Below are 16,312 nucleotides of genomic sequence, written 5' to 3' on the forward strand. Positions count from 1 at the left end.
ATATGAATGTGAAAAGGCTACTGCGTAAAATCGTAGATTTCTTTTATTTCCGGGAGACCCTCTCTTTTTTCACCGTAATGACGGCTGAGAACAAAGTGATCGATTATTGCTGGGTATTGGGTACATTGGCTCATAAGAGTAATGAGACGGATTATGCGTTCGAACAGTATGTGAGATATCATCTGAAGCATACACGTTCGGATTTGTATATTCCGCCATACAGAATTTTAAGGTATGACTTTCCGGATGTGTCACAGCTCCCTCTTTTGCCGGAAGATCCTTCGGAAGAGTTCACGAACAATATCTTCGTGCCCTGGATAATGGAGGGGGAGTTTCCCACGGTGAAGGATCTGGATTTTCGAGGATTGTATTTTGCCATTGAGTTCGGAGTATATTCATTCGATGCGGTGTGCAGCACTACCGGAATAGAAAGAACGGAGAGTAATATGGGGATAAAGAAACGCTATATCGTCAATCGAATACTGCAAACAGACTTGGATGAACATAGAAGCTATGGTTTCTACCGTGAGATGTTGGCTTTGCAAGATGAAAGGCAGCGGCTAAGTAAGTCGGTAACATGCGGTTGATTTAATAATTAGATAAGAATAGAATGAAAACAGAAAATTTTGATAAAGTAGTGATTGCTGAAAAGCCCAGTGTTGCCCGTGAAATTGCGACGATACTGGGAGCAAATAACAAAGAAGACGGATATCTTCAAGGTAACGGTTATGCCGTTACTTGGGCGTTCGGTCATTTGGTAGGACTGGCTTTTCCGGAAGAATATGGAATTGCGGGATTCCGAAAAGAGAATCTGCCGATATTACCTGAACAGTTCAAATTGATACCTCGCCAGATTAAGTCGGGCAAGGAGTATAAATCCGATCCGGGAGTGCTTAAACAGATTAAAATCATTAAAGGGTTATTTGAGAAGTGCAATAAGATAATTGTCGCCACTGATGCCGGAAGAGAAGGCGAGCTTATTCACCGCTATCTGTACGAATATATTGGATGCAATAAGCCCTGTGAGAGACTATGGATAAGTTCACTTACCGAACGGGCCATTAAAGAAGGTTTCCAAAAGTTGCAACCAGGAGATAAGTATGATAACCTGTATTTCTCTGCCCGTGCCCGTTCGGAGGCTGACTGGCTGATCGGCATTAACGCTTCGCAAGCTCTGACCATATCCGCCGGTAGCGGAGTGTTCTCACTCGGGAGGGTACAGACTCCGACACTGGCTATGATATGCAAACGGATGCTGGAGAATAAGAACTTCGTACCGGAGAAGTACTGGCAACTGAAACTGGTAACCGACAAAGGAGAAATATCGTTTTCCGCACAGTCCGTAGAGAAGTTCAGTGACAAGACGAAGGCGGATCTTGCCGGTCAAAAAGTTATGCAATCCGGAAAAGTAACTGTTAGCGAACTGGAACGGAAGACGGTTAATCAAGAACCTCCTTTATTATATGACCTGACTGCGCTGCAAAAGGAGGCGAATACGAAATTGAACTTCTCGGCGGACAAGACACTAACTCTTGCGCAAACCCTGTATGAAAAGAAAGTACTAAGCTATCCGAGAACCGGAAGTCGTTATATCTCGGAAGATGTATTCGAAGAAATGCCGGAACGTATAGCGTTGTTGGCACGATATCCCAGATTTGCGGCTTATGCAGCTGCAATGGACACTTCTTCTTTGAACCACCGTCCGGTTAATGATGCGAAAGTGACTGACCATCATGCACTCATCATTACGGAAATTTTGCCGGGTGAGCTTTCTTCCGATGAATGTGCCATTTATGAATTGGTTGCCGGACGCATGCTGGAAGCTTTTTCACAGAAATGTATAAAAGAGGTTACTTCGGTCAAGTTGGACAGTGAAGGTATTCTGTTTTCAGTAAGAGGTTCTGTTATTAAATTTTCCGGATGGAGATCCGTACTTAATTCAGAGGAGGAAGGAGAGGATAATACCGTCTTGCCGGAACTGGAAGAGGGAGAAGCCCTGGTTGCGAATAGCTGTGATAATGTGGAGAAACAAACCAAGCCCAAACCGTTACATACGGAAAGTTCTCTTTTATCTGCTATGGAAACCGCAGGTAAAGAGCTGGAAAATGAGGAGGAGCGGGCCGCCATGAAAGATGTCGGGATCGGTACTCCCGCTACCCGTGCCGCTATTATTGAAACGTTGTTTTCGCGCGGATATATTGTCCGTGAAAAGAAAAACCTGGTGCCGACCGAAAAAGGGCTGGCGGTATATGATATTGTAAAAGACAAAAAGATAACCGATATACAGATGACCGGTAGCTGGGAGAATGCACTTACCAAAATTGAGAGCGGTGAGATGGATGCAATTACTTTCCATAAAGGGATAGAGGTATATACGACCCAGATTACAACTGAATTACTAAGTAGCCAACTGGCGATTGCATCCGGCGAGAATATCCCTTGCCCGAAATGTGGGAAAGGAAGAATTTTGCTCTACAATAAAGTTGCCAAATGCAGTGATCCGGATTGTGGACTGACGGTTTTTCGTGAGCGAAGCGGCAAGCAGCTAACGGATAAGCAAATTACATCATTGGTGACGAAAGGTAAAACGGAAGTGATAAAGGGGTTCAAGAACGTAAAGGGGAAACTCTTTGATGCGGCGTTGGGGTTTGATGAACAATATAAAGTTACTTTTATTTTTCCGAACAATAGAAAAAGGAAATAATAGGATTTAGCGTAATGAACGAAAGTGCGGACTCTTTGTAAATGCAAACGACTTGTCTTATTCGTATTGGTCGTTATTCCATGTGGATAAAAAAAGGGCAGTCTAACGAGTTGAATGTTTAGACTGCCCACCTTATCAAATCATATTCAGTAAATCTGTTGCCTGATTAAGGTTTTTCTGCGATCGCATGTTCGCATTCGTTTCTATAATCTTCTTTACGGAAGTAACTGTACTTCCGGGATTATTTGCAGCGAAATGATCTAATACGGCGCAGGTTTTACCGCGAGTAAGGCAGGCAGAAAAGGCAATATCGCAAGCGTTATCTTCGAAGAATTTACAGTTTTGTGTGAGAATATTTTCGGTATCTCCGTAGGTGGAGATCCCAATTATAAGACCTTTGTAAATGAATACTTTTCGCCTATCTCCCTTATGTGGTGTTGGCATAGTTCCTCCATTGATTCGAACTTCCAGAAGGTCGATCAAATAATTAAGAGTAGTGGTCTTGCCGCAGTTATGTCGGCCTTTTAAGCATATGATTCTTGTTTGTTTCATACTTTTATCTATTATTATATTGTTAATTATAGAGCAGTCATTGTATTGAGTTGCTCATTCATCCTCTTTTCCTGGGCCAGGGAGTACGAAGACACAAAAAGTTGTCTTACTAATGACTCACTGAAGTTCGTGTAGAAATTAAATATTTTCTCATATTTGTAATATGTCCTTCCTGATTCTATCTCTGTCGGATTTGGAGTCAGCCATATTTTAAGTTCTTTGGATGGACGATCCTGTAATTGTTTAATATGTTCTAAATCCAAATTGAAGGATACGAATTTGTTCTGGAGTTTGGATTCCGGATATTCGGTCTGGATTATTCTAAGTATCATCTTGTCCAATTCGTCATGAGGGTAGTCTCGTTGACGTGGATACTCTTCAACAAAGGATGAAGGTGCTTCGCTTTCTGTAAACTTATAATTTGCGGTAAGGGGGCGTTCATACATGAAATATCCGATCTCTTGTTTCCCGTATGGGGTAGGTGCTACAATCGTTATGATTTTAACGATACGCATTTCGTCGCTATCCAGTAGCCTTAAAATATTGTTAGGCTCATTTGTCAGATCATCCACAGATACTCCCAATTCTTTCGCTATGCTTTCCAATGTGCTTTTTTTGGTTGGAGCACCGTTGATAATTCGGCTAAGAGAATTAGGATGGATATGTAATTGATCGGCCAATTCTTTAACTGATTTACCTTTGTTTTTTAAAATTTCTTTTATTGTCATTTTAAAATTTCTTTTTCTTATTAATAATTCCTATTGAGCGACGCTCTGATTGATACACGTATTTAAAAGTAAAATAGGCATCTGTAATCAGATACTTGTCACTTCGTCCTCTGACGACGGTGCAAAGATAAACAGAATATTCGTAAAACAAACATTTTATCAATAAAATAACATTTAAAATGTTATGTATTTGTTTTTATTTGCATATAATATATTGTATAATAGGAATTTAATAAAATGTTATGTATTGTTGTTTTGTGTTGTTTATTTCTCCTCCCTTTCATTTTATTATTAGTTCGATGAAAATAATTTCTTGAAATGAATCATAGGAATAATAAGAAAAGAGAATAAGTCAATGAGAGACTCTTTTCAGGGACATACTTTATCTTTCATTTTGGGAACCGGAAAGTAAATTGACGCTATAGTCAGAAGAAGATACGCCAGGTAATTGTCGAACTCAGTGGAAATAGAATATTCTGCGTAATTTGGCATAGTAAATAGCTGATAATATGAATAATATTTGAATTGTGATTTATAATCGGATAAAAAAATTCCAGTTTTTTGGAATAAAAACAGGAAATTTTAATATCTTTGCGGAAAAGAAGATTGAAATGGCTGCATGGACTGTTAGTAGGGAAGTAAGAAATAAGGTCGGAAATTTTGATTCCGATTGGATTTTTACATTGCGGGATCTCGACTTGCCACCCTGCTTTGCGGAATGTGCTGTCAAGGCTCTGAACAAGATGGTTCGGGAAGGAGAGCTGAAGAAGTTTTCTAAAGGAAAGTTCTATAAGCCGAAGAAGTCCGTATTCGGAGAATTAGAACCAAGCCGTGAGGAGATTTTGAAGGATTTGCTGGTTAAGGACGGGAGGAGAATCGGATATATGACCGGTTATGTCCTCTTTAATAAATATGCTTTGACAACGCAAGTGCCTAATGTAATTCAGATAGCGACGAATAAGCGAAAGGTAAAAATACGAAGGGGAATCTATTGTGTGATATTTGTACAGCAGGTTAATGAAATAACCGAGGAGACGATTCCGCTGCTTCAACTACTCGATGTTATCAGGATGATAAAGGAGATACCGGACGCTAATGTAAACAGATCGTGCGAACGTTTATTGTATCTATTGAAAGACTTACCTGACAGCGAAAGGGATCGTTTGATAGGACTGGCAATGAATTATAACCCGGGAACACGGGCTCTGACCGGAGCGATGATTGAAAAACTATGGGGCATGGAACAGGCTAAGCCATTATACGACAGCTTGAATCCAGTTACTTCCTACTCGCTGGGAATTGATGAAACAGTACTACCTACCATCAAAAAATGGAGGATACTGTGAGCTGAGTGATGAAACGGGTATTTTAACGATAGCCATAGAAACAAAGAGTAAAATGGTGCTCTTTTTAAGTTTTTGATTGTGATATTAAATGATGATTAAATAAAAGATGTATCTTTACCACTGAATTTCTATTCAGAATTGACTTGTTCATAAATGAATTTGAGATTTAGTGGTGGCATCTGGTGGGGACACCGGATGCCTTTACACTAAAAAAGATACTCTTCTAAATAATAGATTAATTTACCACTAAATCCAAATGTTATGACAGAAAAAGAAGAAGAAAGAACAGAAGATCTGAATTATTACAGGCTTAACCTGATAAGCATGCTTAAAAGTAGTTATCCGGAATTTCTGGATGATGAAGAGTTTATTTCCAACCGATCACAAGAAGCCGCCGAAGCATTTGAAGATGCTGTCCGCAGCGGGAGTAATTATCTGGATGCGTCCGCAGAAGCAAACCGCACTCTTTATGCGGGATTAGGCTTTTCTAAATTCGATACGATATTCGCCGTATTAACCGAGGAATTTACGAAAGAACTCGAAGAAGAGCAGTTCCGACCGTTTGCGCTGAAGATGATGCCGGTCTGTGAAGATGTATTTGCCAAGTATGAACTTCATGAAAATTTTGAGGACAGTCCTGAATATGATGCTCTGTACACGGAGATAACCGGCCGGATAGTAACTTACATTGAAGATAATGGTATTGATCTTTAAAGGTAAACCGTTGTAAGAGAATAAATAGTACAGTGGCTGAAAAGAGAAAAGAGGATGTGTCTCCCATGTGTGGAGGTACTTCCTCTTTTTATGTTTTATGCGCAAAGCTCCTGCTTTCGCATATTAAATTTTGTAGGTTAGTTCTCGCTTATTTTTTCTTTTATTTCTTTGATTTGTAATTGTGTCCTTAAAGCAACCGGATGAGCAAGTAATGTAGTGGCAGTTTTGTCATTAAATAATAAGAAGGGATTATAGTTTCCTTTATAAAACTCATTAATATATTGCTTCTCTGCTTCTTCCAGTTTCAAAAGGGAAGAAAGGTACTCTATCACAATACGATTGATCTCATCTTTAGGGTACTTGCCGGCGTTGATATGAAGCATGGGCAAGAGCTGTGTCTTTATATCCTGAAAGGGCATGTCTAAAATGTGGCTGACATCCTGTTCCAGCAGTTCCGGATGTTCAATATTACCTAATGTGCTATAAAATACGATACATTGCCTCAAAAGATTTCGCTCTTCTTGAGATGATAGTATGCCGGATTTTGCAAGACTGTATATGTCATAAATGTCCCTGGCTTGTACCGCTCGTAAAAAGCCTTTATCTTGCCGGCAAACAGTTCCGTCACAGCTACATGAGCCACGGTCAAAACACCATCTCTCATGGAAAATGGGAATGGAATCTCGCTGACCTCCCCTTCAAGAATATGGCAACGGTTATGATAATTAATATCCAGCTTTAGTTTATCACGACTGCCGGTTGCCGTAGTATAGAATAATGAGAATGAATCCAATGAAAATGAACAGCGCCCGGATTTGAGATATCCATTTTCCTGGCAATATTTATCCAAAGGACGATTGATCTTTTCCCGTTCCTCCTGCATTCTTTCTTTTGACAGGTTCTCGGCAAAATCCAGGTCAAGATCGACTGATAGCCTGGGTAGCTTGTCAAAGGCTATCAGATTGATGGCGGTCCCCCCCTTCAATAGCAGTTTGCCCTTGAACTCGGGCATGACATTCAAATCATTCAAAATGAAAGACAATCTTAAAATCTTCTCCACATTGTTGACCGTGTAATTCTGCTCACGCGCCACCCTTTCTATTTCAGCCTTGCTATATTCAAATTTCATAATAATTATCCTTTTGGATCTGCTTCATTATATTTTTCGGAATGCAAAGATTCCATTCTTTGGAAAACGAATCACAGTGATAGGGATTGACAAGATAGCTTATACTCTGTGCCATACCGGATTTGCAAGTCTCAAAGAAGTCGTCTGACAGAGATAGTGCTTCTTTAAAATGCGACAACACAAATCCCGTCCGTTGGTATAAGCTCTTACTCCCATAAGCCTTTAAGCAATAAAGCAGATCCTTCTCATGGATTTCATTCGGATCAAGCTCCGCCAACGCATACAACAACTCCTCCAATCCCCCCGCCAGATTGATATTATACAGACAATCAATGATGGTCTGGCTCAGGGACGTCACCCGAACAGGATATGGTTCACCTTCGCCAATAACTACCGGACGGTACAAGAATTTGACCGGCTTGTACATATATGATTCGTTCCGGTAGGTAAAGGTACGAAAATTGGAGGAACTATGAATATATAACCAATTGAATTCCTGTGTCTGCAACAAATAATACTCCAATGCGGAATGGTAAACCAGACAACCGTCTTCAACCGCATTGCACGCTATACGGAATTTATCCTGGAGGTCGGAAGGCAGATATACCCCCTTACGGACATGTGACAATATCCCCTGCTTTTTCCAATTGTAAAAACGGGATTTTATCGTACTGTCTTTCGGTATCCCATAGTCGTTATGTAACCGATAACGTGCTATTTGCTTATATGACTGAATTATATCCATACTTAATATTTTATGCAAAGATAGTAAAATAGTGATGATTGAATATAATTCTAAGTAATTTATTTATCTTCTTTATAATTCAGCCATTGAAAGGAACCGATAAAAGAAGGGAAAGAGATGATTATACGCATTAAAATTACGTTTATGAGACTATTTAGCCCCCGGCATGGCCGGAAGCAATCAAATCTATCTTCAATCCTAATAAATGAAAGAGATGCTGTATGGAGAAAAGCAATATAGGCTGCAATACATTTAATAGAAAAAGGAAGTATGACACTGAACAATATATTCTCTTTTTGTCATTAAATCTATCCGAAGCAGAAGTAAAGCGCAAAGCGCAGTAAATAGTGGCAAAAGATGCCGATAGAGTGTTGTAATTCATTAGTTACAAGATGGATGCCTTACTTTAGTGGCGATTATTTGTACCACTAAATCCAAAAAAATATGCGAACAAGAAAAATGATGGAATTCTCCGGTAATGTTTCTGACGACTGCATTGTCTGTCGGGTATGGATGCCGGACTTCACCGAAATTATGCCTGTACTCTGGTATTCACCAAATTCTGCGGTAAATGGCCTTCAATAGAAAGGCACATTTAAGAGATAACATTGAAGCAATAAAAACAGCATTCTTACTTGATAAAGAAAACCGTAAACCGACGTCCGATGAAATGGATATTCTTCGGAGATATGTCGGGTTCGGCGCTTTGAAGTGCGTTCTCAATCCGATACAAACGGTAGAAGACGCTTTATCCTGGACTCCTTCGGATATGGAACTGTTCCAGCCTGTGGTGGAGCTGCACCAGGTGGTCCGTAAGAATACAGAAAACGAAAAAGAGTATAAGAAGTATATGAATGGGATAAAAAATTCTATTCTAACCGCTTTTTATACTCCTTCTCCCGTTGTGGAGACTATTGCTGATACTTTGCGTGAAAACGGAGTCACGCCTGACCGGTTCCTCGATCCTTGTTCGGGAATGGGGGAGTTTATCTCTGCCTTTAAAGCTACCTCCGAAGGAAATGATATGGAGGTTGTCGGATTTGAAAAAGATCTGATGACCGGAAAAATACTTCAGCATTTATATCCGAAAGAAAAGATTAATGTTGAAGCGTTTGAAACGATCGATCCCTATTATAACGGGCGTTTTGATGTTGTAAGCAGTAATATTCCTTTCGGGGATGTCGCGGCTTTTGATCCGGAGTTCGTCAGCAGTAAGAATACCCTGAAACGGGAAACTGCCCGGAATATCCATAATTATTTTTTTGCCAAAGGACTGGATACGTTGCGAGAGGGCGGTATTCTGGCTTTCATTACTTCGCAGGCGGTTATGAATACTCCGTCTAATGCCGGGGTACGCCGATACCTGATGGAAAATTCCAACCTCGTCTCAGCTATCCGGTTACCGAATAACCTGTTTACGGATCATGCGGGAACAAGCGTGGGCAGTGACCTTATCGTACTTCAGAAAAACTCCAATAAAGAGGGGAAACTGACGGCACCGGAAGAATCGTTCTTAAATGCCGTCCGGCAAAACGGAAACATTCCAACTAACGAATACATGAAGCAAACGGCAAGTGTTATCTGTACGGAATCGAAAGCCGATAAGGATCAGTACGGTAAACCTGGAATGGTCTATCTGCATAGTGGAGGCATAGAAGGAATTGCCAGTGACTTGAAAAGGATGCTGAAAGCTGACCTTCACGCAAACCTGGATAAGCAACTTTATGAGTCCTTCAGAGCAGACAAGCGTCCGGAAATGACTCATAAGGAGGTTCAGGAAGTTGCCTCGTATAGTGAAGAACGGAAAGTCGAAACCGAAGCAAATGCTCTTTCACCCGAAAGCGTGCAGGAGGAAGTACTGCAAAAAGCACTCGAAAAGTTGAATGACTCCTCGGATACGCCAAAGGTGTCTCCTGTCATAGAGACTGCGCCAGAGGAAGGGAGCATTCCCGAAAAGCCGGTAAACGATCCTGTTAAGGCGGCTATGTTATTTCCGGAGAAAGAGGTAGAAAATGCCGTGCCGGATAAAGTCGGGGCAGAACAGAAACAGCCTGTCGAAAACAAGATGAATGGGGTAAGCGCTTCTTTGTTTCCTGACGAACCTGTTCCGAATGCTTCCGTACCTCATGCGTCTGTTCCTAATGAGCCTGTCTTCAGCGAGCCGGCTTCCAATGAACCTGTTACCAATGAGCCAGTACAAGAAAGGGTAGGAGGGCAAAAAGTGCCGACTCCCAATTCGGGCGCACCTGTCCTTTCTCTTTATGACCTGTTCGGTATGGACCAGGAAGAACGGTCACAAATAAAATCGCAAAGGGGGAAAAAGTCGAGGAAAACAGAAAGAAAACCGGCAGAGAAAAACTTGTTCCCGCCATCTAACGGTCCGGTGGTTAACAAACCGGATGCAACCGAGGTGACGGAGGCAAAACCCGCCACTCCCGAACCGATCACCCTTCAAAAGGACGAAAGCGAAAGTACGGTGCAAATTGTGTCATCTCAGGATAGTCCGTCAGGTGCCGTTCATTCTGATAATAATTTAGAAGTTCATGATACGGTAAATCCTGTAATCCGTGATACTGATGAACCGGTGGCTCCTCCCCAACATGATACTGAAGTACGGAGTCTTGAAGATGATATGCAAAGAAACGAAGCTGAGCCGGATCTTTTCAGCCAACAATCCGATGAAGGAACCGGCCGTACTCTTATGGGGGAAAGGCCCCGTAGCGGTAAGCCGAGAGAAAGAAAAGTGAATAACGGTAAGGATATATTTACAGAGGCGGATATCAAGAAGGGACGTTCCCGTAAAAACGGACGGCCACTGACAGGAGATTATAAAAGTCACTATAAAGAGGGGGCCCTGATTGCAGACGGAGACGAGATCGGGTATCTGTCCGGAACGAGTGCGCTGTCTGCCCAATTCCATCCTTTGGAGTTGTCCGACAGGCAACTACGGAAAGCTTCGATGTATATCGAGATGAGAGATACCTATTGTCATCTGTATGACAATGAAGCCAGGACACAAAAGCCTAATCCGGCATTGAGGGAAATGCTTAACGGACTATATGATACCTTCAAGAATGAATACGGGGAGGTAAACAGTTCTAAAAATAACGGACTTATCCGTATGGACCGTCATGGGGCGGAGATCCTAGCACTGGAACGCTTTGTGGATGGCAATGCCGTTAAAGCGGATATTTTCGATCATCCGGTAGCGATCTGTGATTATGAACTATCGCATACGGATGATGTACATGAGGCAATGGCTGCCTGCTTGAACAAATGCGGTGTTTTTGATATCGATTATATCTCTTCACTTACCGATCTGGGGAAAGAGGATATACTGAAAGAACTGGAAGGACGTGTCTATTACAATCCACTTATTAGAGATTATGAGATAGCTGAAAGGTTCCTTTCGGGTAATGTTGTTTCCAAGGCGGAGATGGTAGAAGAATTGCTGGCGGCCGATCCGGATAATAAAGAGATCAGTGGGGCGCTGGACGCACTTCGTAAGGCCGCTCCCGAGCGGATCTCTTTTTCAGATTTGGATTTTAATTTCGGAGAGCGCTGGATTCCGACAAATATCTATAGTGAATACGCATCCTGGCTATTCGATTCTAAAACCACTATCAACTACCTGTCAAGCGGTGATGAGTATGTGATAAAAACCGAATCGAGACGGAATGCCCAAATCCGGCAACGTTTCTCGGTAAAAGCTCAGTCCGGCAGGGTTTTCGACGGTATAAACCTAATGAGGCACGCCTTGCATAATACATCGCCCAATATCATGAAAGAAGTGGGAATTGGAGATGAAAAGGTAAAGGTGAAGGATATAGAGGCGATCCAACTGGCGAATAGTAAAATTGATGAAATAAGGGACGGCTTCTATGAATGGATGCAAGCGCAATCGCCTGAATTCAAAGAGAGGATCACGGATATGTACAACCGGAAATTCAACAATACCTGCCGACCCGTATATGACGGTTCGCATCTGAATTTTCCAGGACTGGACCTGCAAGGGCTGGATATTCCCGGCCTGTATCCGAGCCAGAAGGATGCGGTTTGGATGCAAATTGTGAATGGCGGAGGAATTATCGGACATGAGGTGGGTGGTGGTAAAACACTCATTATGTGCTGTTCGGCCTATGAGATGAAGCGCCTCAAACTGATCAATAAACCGATACTGACCGGGCTGAAAGCCAATATCCATGATATAGCGGAGACTTTCTGTACCGCTTATCCGCACGCACGGGTTCTCTATCCGGGAAAAGAGGACTTCACTCCGGAAAAGCGTATAAGGTTTTTAAATGAAATGAAAAATAACGAATGGGATGCTATCGTTTTAACGCATGAACAATTCGGTAAGATACCTCAATCGCTTGAAATACAAGAAAAAATACTCAACCAGGAACTCGAAGACGTAGAGCAGAACCTTCAGGTTATAGACCAACAGGGGGGCGACGTCTCCAATGATATGAGAAGAGGAGTCGAGAAACGTAAAGCGAACCTTGAAGCCAAACTAAAAGAAATCGTCCATGACATGGAGATCCGGACAGATGATGTGGTTGATTTTGAGCGGATGGGGGTAGATCATTTATTCGTAGACGAGAGTCACCGATTTAAAAATTTGACATTTACCACACGGCACGAACGAGTCGCCGGACTGGGGAATCCCCAAGGGAGTCAACGGGCACTAAATATGTTACTCGCCCTGAGAAGTATTCAGGAACGTTCCAGCAGGGATCTGGGAGCCTCTTTCTATTCGGGCACAGTCATATCCAATTCGCTGACGGAGTTGTACCTGCTCTTCAAATATCTTATTCCGAAAAAACTGGAGGAGATGGGGCTGGGCACATTCGATGCGTGGGCTGCGGTGTTTGCGGAGAAGAGTATCGACTATGAGTACTCGGTGACGAATGAGATAAAGCCCAAGGAGAGATTCAGGAGTTTTATCAAGATACCGGAACTCGCATTGATGCTTACCGCCTTTTCGGATTTCCGTACGGCGGCAGAGATTGGTATCGACCGTCCGGAAAAGAATGTGATCTTCCATGATATCCCTCCAACTCCCGATCAGGAGGAATTTACCAAGAAGCTGATGACGTTTGCCAAAGAAAGGGATGTCAGTGTCCTGGGATTAGGAAAAGAAACATTGACCGAGAAAGAGGAAAAAGCGATCATGTTACTTGCTACCGACTATGCAAGGAAGATGTCACTGGATATGAGAATACTCGATTTCGACCAGTTCGACGGCCATCCGGACAATAAAGTCAATCATTGTGCTGCTAAAATAGCGGAGTATTATCACCGCTATGACGAACATAAGGGAACCCAGTTCGTATTTTCGGATCTGGGCACTTATAAGCCGGGCGAATGGACTCCCTGCTCGGAACTTAAAACAGTACTTGAAAATAAATATGGTATTCCCGGAGATGAGATCCGATTCATTCAGGAAGTAAAGTCGGCAGACCATCGAAAAGCGATTTTCAAGGCTATGAATGAGGGTGAAATCCGTGTCCTGATAGGTTCCACAGAAACGCTGGGGACGGGGGTGAACGCACAACAGAGATGTGTGGCGATTCATCATCTGGATTGTCCCTGGCGACCTTCCGACCTGGACCAACGGGATGGGCGGGGCGTGAGAAAAGGTAACTGGGTCGCCAAACTTCATGCCGATAATAAAGTGGACGTACTCATTTATGCCGTACAACGTACCCTGGACAGTTACAAATTTAATCTGCTCCATCACAAACAGACTATTATCAGCCAGATCATGCGCAACACTTGCGGTAGCCGAAGAATCGACGAGGGAGGAATGGATGACGAGGGCGGTATGAATTATAATGAATACGTCGCTATTCTTTCGGGTGATACGAGGTTACTGGATAAAGCCAAACTGGAGAAAAAAGTCGTGGTGCTCGAAAGTGAGAAAAAGATATTCAATCGCAGTGTCAATGAGGCACAGGTAAAGCTACGCGATTCGGTATCCAAAGTGGAACAATATGAGGAACGGATCAAGGCCCTTAAAAATGACTGGAACAAATTTACGTCTGTCGTCGAGATGAACGATGAAGGTTACCATAAGAATCCGGTCCGTTTATACGGACTGGAAAGCAGTAACCCTAAAATTGTCGGGGAAAAGTTGAATGAAATAGATAAAAAGGCTGAAACCGGCGGAGAGTACCAACAGATCGGAACACTGTACGGATTTAACTTGATGGTAAAGACGGAAGCGTCACAAAAGGATGGTTTCGATTATAAGCATAACCGATTCTTTGTCGAGGGCAGCGGTGATATCTATTATACTTATAATAACGGTAATATGGCTACCGAGCCACTTACCGCCGCACGTAATTTTATTAGTGCCATTGAAAAAATTCCCGGTTTGATTGAGGGGGAAAATGAAAAAAAGCAGGATATAGAAAAGGATATTCCCCTGTTCCGGCAAATGGCCGATACTACCTGGGGAAAGAGCGATAAATTGATGGAACTAAAGGAAGAACTAAAGAGACTCGATACGGATCTTTTGGGGATAAAGTCGGCAGATGATAAACAGCCGGAACAATCTAAGGGTGATTTATCCCCAAACAGAACTTCTGTTCCTGCCCTGACAGGTAAAGATAATGAGGACGCGAAAGACAAGGCGCTGGAATCGATTGGCAAACTGCTCTCGGAACCGAAAAATAACATTCCGACAAAGACCATCGAAGAGGTTCGCGGATTTTCGATAAAAGGGGCTTTGAACAGGAAATTTTGATAACATAGTTAAAAATGATAACAAATGAATAAGATAGGAATCATAAGTGTGGACGGGCATCATTTTCCCAATTTTGCCCTGTTGAAAATTGCGGGATATTACCAGAATAAAGGTATTCCGGTGGAATGGGCCAGTCCTTTACCGGAATCTTATGATACGGTATATGCAAGTAAGGTATTCACTTTTACCCCTGAATACGATTACGATGGGCTCCGGGCAGACCAGCTCGTAAAAGGAGGTACGGGATATGACATTGGAAGCCGGTTGCCTTCCGAGATAGAGGAGTCCGTCAGGATGGATTATTCGATATATCCGCAGTACCGGTACAGTCTGCAATTCTTTTCAAGGGGCTGCATCCGTCATTGCCCGTTCTGCCTGGTACACGAAAAGGAGGGCGGTATTCGTCCTGCTATCCCGGTGGAACTAAATCCGCACGGTGAGTGGATCGAAGTGCTGGATAATAATTTTTTCGCCAATCCGGATTGGAGGTCTGCGGTCGAATATCTTAAAAAGCAGGCACAACCGGTGAATCTTCATGGAGTGGATATACGGATCATGGACGAGGAACAGGCATTTTACCTAAGTAAACTGAAACTGAAGAAAAGGATTCATATTGCCTGGGATTTACCGAAAATTGACCTGAGAGAGAAATTAAAAGAGGTTATTAAATATATCAAACCCTACAAGATATGCTGTTATGTGCTGGTAGGATTTAATTCAACGATGGAACAGGATTTATACCGGATAAAGGTACTGAAGGAATTAGGTATTATGCCGTTCGTCCAACCTTACCGGGATTTTGGAAACAAACGCACGCCCTCGGGGTATGAAAAGGATCTGGCGCATTGGGTGAATAAAGTCTGCCTGTTCAAATCCTGTGATTTTGAGGATTTTTCTCCACGTAAGGGATTCAGGTGCGGAACATATTTAGAAAAAACGGATAACCGGTAGCTGCTTCCTTGTTTGAGGATGGCAGGTTTTGTTAATGGATAATTATAAAATAAAGTAGTATGGAAGAGAATGTGAAAACAGAGAAAAAAGAGGAAAAGCAACCTGAAGTGAATCAGGAAAAGGTGAAACGTCCGTCGTTGCTTAAAAGGGTGAGACGATTCTTAGGAGGAATCCTGAGTGATTTGGCGGATCTCTTCAAAGGTCTGGGGCAAGAAATGCCAGAACCATTCGAGAGGCAGGCTAAGGCGCAAAAACGAAAGCATATCGGATTATTCGGACTTGTCAGAAAAATAATCAATACGATGTTCAAAATAGCGGGGCGTATGCTAAAACCGTTAGTCAGAAGTTATAGCGACATGAATGCCGCCAAACAGAAAGAACTGGAACGGAAGGGGAAAATAGTAGATGGCAAACAGTTCAATACAGGCGGACCGGAACCTATTTGCCCGGCTATTGATAAGAAACATCTGCTCCAGGAAAAACAAGCATATAAAGATCGAATGAAAGGTAAGGTGCATTTTCATGATTGCTCCGGAGATAGCCGGAGACCCCATTCGAAGCAACAGCGGGATGAACGTACTGCCAATAGGAGAAAGATTTAGGAACAATGGTTATAGTCGAGGCGATGACGTTACAAGGATTTTTCACCTTTTAGTGTGTGTCGGGATGCAAAAAAGAATTTATTTCGACAA

13 protein-coding genes are annotated in these 16,312 nt (G+C 42.4%); 8 read left to right on the forward strand and 5 right to left on the reverse strand.

The features are described from left to right. Positions 1-2: 2 nt before the first annotated feature. Both DBK98_RS14465 and DBK98_RS14470 read left to right on the forward strand, forming a co-directional pair. Positions 3-587, forward strand: coding sequence for a hypothetical protein (locus DBK98_RS14465; protein WP_005805796.1), 585 nt, complete (start codon positions 3-5; stop codon positions 585-587). 23 nt (positions 588-610) lie between these two features. Next, positions 611-2,704, forward strand: a complete 2,094-nt coding sequence (locus tag DBK98_RS14470) for a type IA DNA topoisomerase (protein WP_032536062.1) — start codon at positions 611-613, stop codon at positions 2,702-2,704. A 135-nt stretch (positions 2,705-2,839) separates the two neighbouring features. Here the strand turns inward: DBK98_RS14470 and DBK98_RS14475 are convergent, their stop codons facing one another. Together DBK98_RS14475 and DBK98_RS14480 are read right to left on the reverse strand one after the other, a co-directional pair. Next, positions 2,840-3,256, reverse strand: coding sequence for a hypothetical protein (locus DBK98_RS14475; RefSeq protein ID WP_005805800.1), 417 nt, complete (start codon positions 3,254-3,256; stop codon positions 2,840-2,842). 26 nt (positions 3,257-3,282) lie between these two features. Then, the gene (locus DBK98_RS14480; protein ID WP_005805804.1) at positions 3,283-3,984 is read right to left on the reverse strand and encodes a helix-turn-helix transcriptional regulator; all 702 of its coding nucleotides are present in this window, start codon (positions 3,982-3,984) and stop codon (positions 3,283-3,285) included. A 611-nt stretch (positions 3,985-4,595) separates the two neighbouring features. Between DBK98_RS14480 and DBK98_RS14485 the strand changes: the two genes are divergently transcribed. Beyond that, positions 4,596-5,330: a DUF6088 family protein gene (locus DBK98_RS14485; RefSeq protein WP_032536075.1), complete on the forward strand. Its 735-nt coding sequence runs from the start codon at positions 4,596-4,598 to the stop codon at positions 5,328-5,330. A gap of 261 nt (positions 5,331-5,591) precedes the next feature. Further along, positions 5,592-6,044: a DUF1896 family protein gene (locus DBK98_RS14490; RefSeq protein WP_005805808.1), complete on the forward strand. Its 453-nt coding sequence runs from the start codon at positions 5,592-5,594 to the stop codon at positions 6,042-6,044. A 137-nt stretch (positions 6,045-6,181) separates the two neighbouring features. On the opposite strand, the gene DBK98_RS14495 is transcribed toward DBK98_RS14490, so the two are convergent. The 3 genes from DBK98_RS14495 to DBK98_RS14505 are packed head-to-tail and all read right to left on the reverse strand — an operon-like array spanning position 6,182 to position 7,918. Further along, positions 6,182-6,550 carry a hypothetical protein gene (locus tag DBK98_RS14495; RefSeq protein WP_005805809.1) on the reverse strand — a complete coding sequence of 123 codons (369 nt, stop codon included), beginning with the start codon at positions 6,548-6,550 and terminating at the stop codon, positions 6,182-6,184. Then, positions 6,547-7,173: a nucleotidyl transferase AbiEii/AbiGii toxin family protein gene (locus DBK98_RS14500; protein WP_005805811.1), complete on the reverse strand. Its 627-nt coding sequence runs from the start codon at positions 7,171-7,173 to the stop codon at positions 6,547-6,549. Before DBK98_RS14500 ends, DBK98_RS14495 begins: the two co-directional genes overlap by 4 nt. Then, positions 7,163-7,918, reverse strand: a complete 756-nt coding sequence (locus DBK98_RS14505; RefSeq protein WP_005805814.1) for a hypothetical protein — start codon at positions 7,916-7,918, stop codon at positions 7,163-7,165. Before DBK98_RS14505 ends, DBK98_RS14500 begins: the two co-directional genes overlap by 11 nt. A gap of 444 nt (positions 7,919-8,362) precedes the next feature. Between DBK98_RS14505 and DBK98_RS14510 the strand changes: the two genes are divergently transcribed. From DBK98_RS14510 to DBK98_RS14525, 4 genes are read left to right on the forward strand one after another with little or no spacing between them, the layout of a single operon-like run. After that, positions 8,363-8,503, forward strand: a complete 141-nt coding sequence (locus DBK98_RS14510) for a hypothetical protein (protein ID WP_005805817.1) — start codon at positions 8,363-8,365, stop codon at positions 8,501-8,503. Then, positions 8,490-14,669 carry an N-6 DNA methylase gene (locus DBK98_RS14515; RefSeq protein ID WP_005805819.1) on the forward strand — a complete coding sequence of 2,060 codons (6,180 nt, stop codon included), beginning with the start codon at positions 8,490-8,492 and terminating at the stop codon, positions 14,667-14,669. Before DBK98_RS14510 ends, DBK98_RS14515 begins: the two co-directional genes overlap by 14 nt. Positions 14,670-14,693: 24 nt before the next feature. Then, on the forward strand, positions 14,694-15,620 hold the full coding sequence (locus DBK98_RS14520) for a hypothetical protein (RefSeq protein ID WP_005805821.1): 927 nt from the start codon (positions 14,694-14,696) through the stop codon (positions 15,618-15,620). Between the two features lie 59 nt (positions 15,621-15,679). Further along, positions 15,680-16,222, forward strand: a complete 543-nt coding sequence (locus tag DBK98_RS14525) for a hypothetical protein (RefSeq protein ID WP_005805823.1) — start codon at positions 15,680-15,682, stop codon at positions 16,220-16,222. Positions 16,223-16,312: the final 90 nt, after the last annotated feature.

The organism is Bacteroides sp. PHL 2737, from assembly GCF_004115325.2.
GTDB classification, from domain to species: domain Bacteria; phylum Bacteroidota; class Bacteroidia; order Bacteroidales; family Bacteroidaceae; genus Bacteroides; species Bacteroides hominis.

What these genes read in the sequence shown, in the direction of transcription:
- DBK98_RS14525 (WP_005805823.1), top strand. Translation starts at nt 15,680, where the DNA reads ATGGAAGAGAATGTGAAAACAGAGAAAAAAGAGGAAAAGCAACCTGAA.
- DBK98_RS14515 (WP_005805819.1), top strand. Translation starts at nt 8,490, where the DNA reads ATGGCCTTCAATAGAAAGGCACATTTAAGAGATAACATTGAAGCAATA.
- DBK98_RS14505 (WP_005805814.1), bottom strand. Translation starts at nt 7,918, where the DNA reads ATGGATATAATTCAGTCATATAAGCAAATAGCACGTTATCGGTTACAT.
- DBK98_RS14480 (WP_005805804.1), bottom strand. Translation starts at nt 3,984, where the DNA reads ATGACAATAAAAGAAATTTTAAAAAACAAAGGTAAATCAGTTAAAGAA.
- DBK98_RS14510 (WP_005805817.1), top strand. Translation starts at nt 8,363, where the DNA reads ATGCGAACAAGAAAAATGATGGAATTCTCCGGTAATGTTTCTGACGAC.
- DBK98_RS14485 (WP_032536075.1), top strand. Translation starts at nt 4,596, where the DNA reads ATGGCTGCATGGACTGTTAGTAGGGAAGTAAGAAATAAGGTCGGAAAT.
- DBK98_RS14465 (WP_005805796.1), top strand. Translation starts at nt 3, where the DNA reads ATGAATGTGAAAAGGCTACTGCGTAAAATCGTAGATTTCTTTTATTTC.
- DBK98_RS14470 (WP_032536062.1), top strand. Translation starts at nt 611, where the DNA reads ATGAAAACAGAAAATTTTGATAAAGTAGTGATTGCTGAAAAGCCCAGT.
- DBK98_RS14475 (WP_005805800.1), bottom strand. Translation starts at nt 3,256, where the DNA reads ATGAAACAAACAAGAATCATATGCTTAAAAGGCCGACATAACTGCGGC.
- DBK98_RS14500 (WP_005805811.1), bottom strand. Translation starts at nt 7,173, where the DNA reads ATGAAATTTGAATATAGCAAGGCTGAAATAGAAAGGGTGGCGCGTGAG.
- DBK98_RS14490 (WP_005805808.1), top strand. Translation starts at nt 5,592, where the DNA reads ATGACAGAAAAAGAAGAAGAAAGAACAGAAGATCTGAATTATTACAGG.
- DBK98_RS14520 (WP_005805821.1), top strand. Translation starts at nt 14,694, where the DNA reads ATGAATAAGATAGGAATCATAAGTGTGGACGGGCATCATTTTCCCAAT.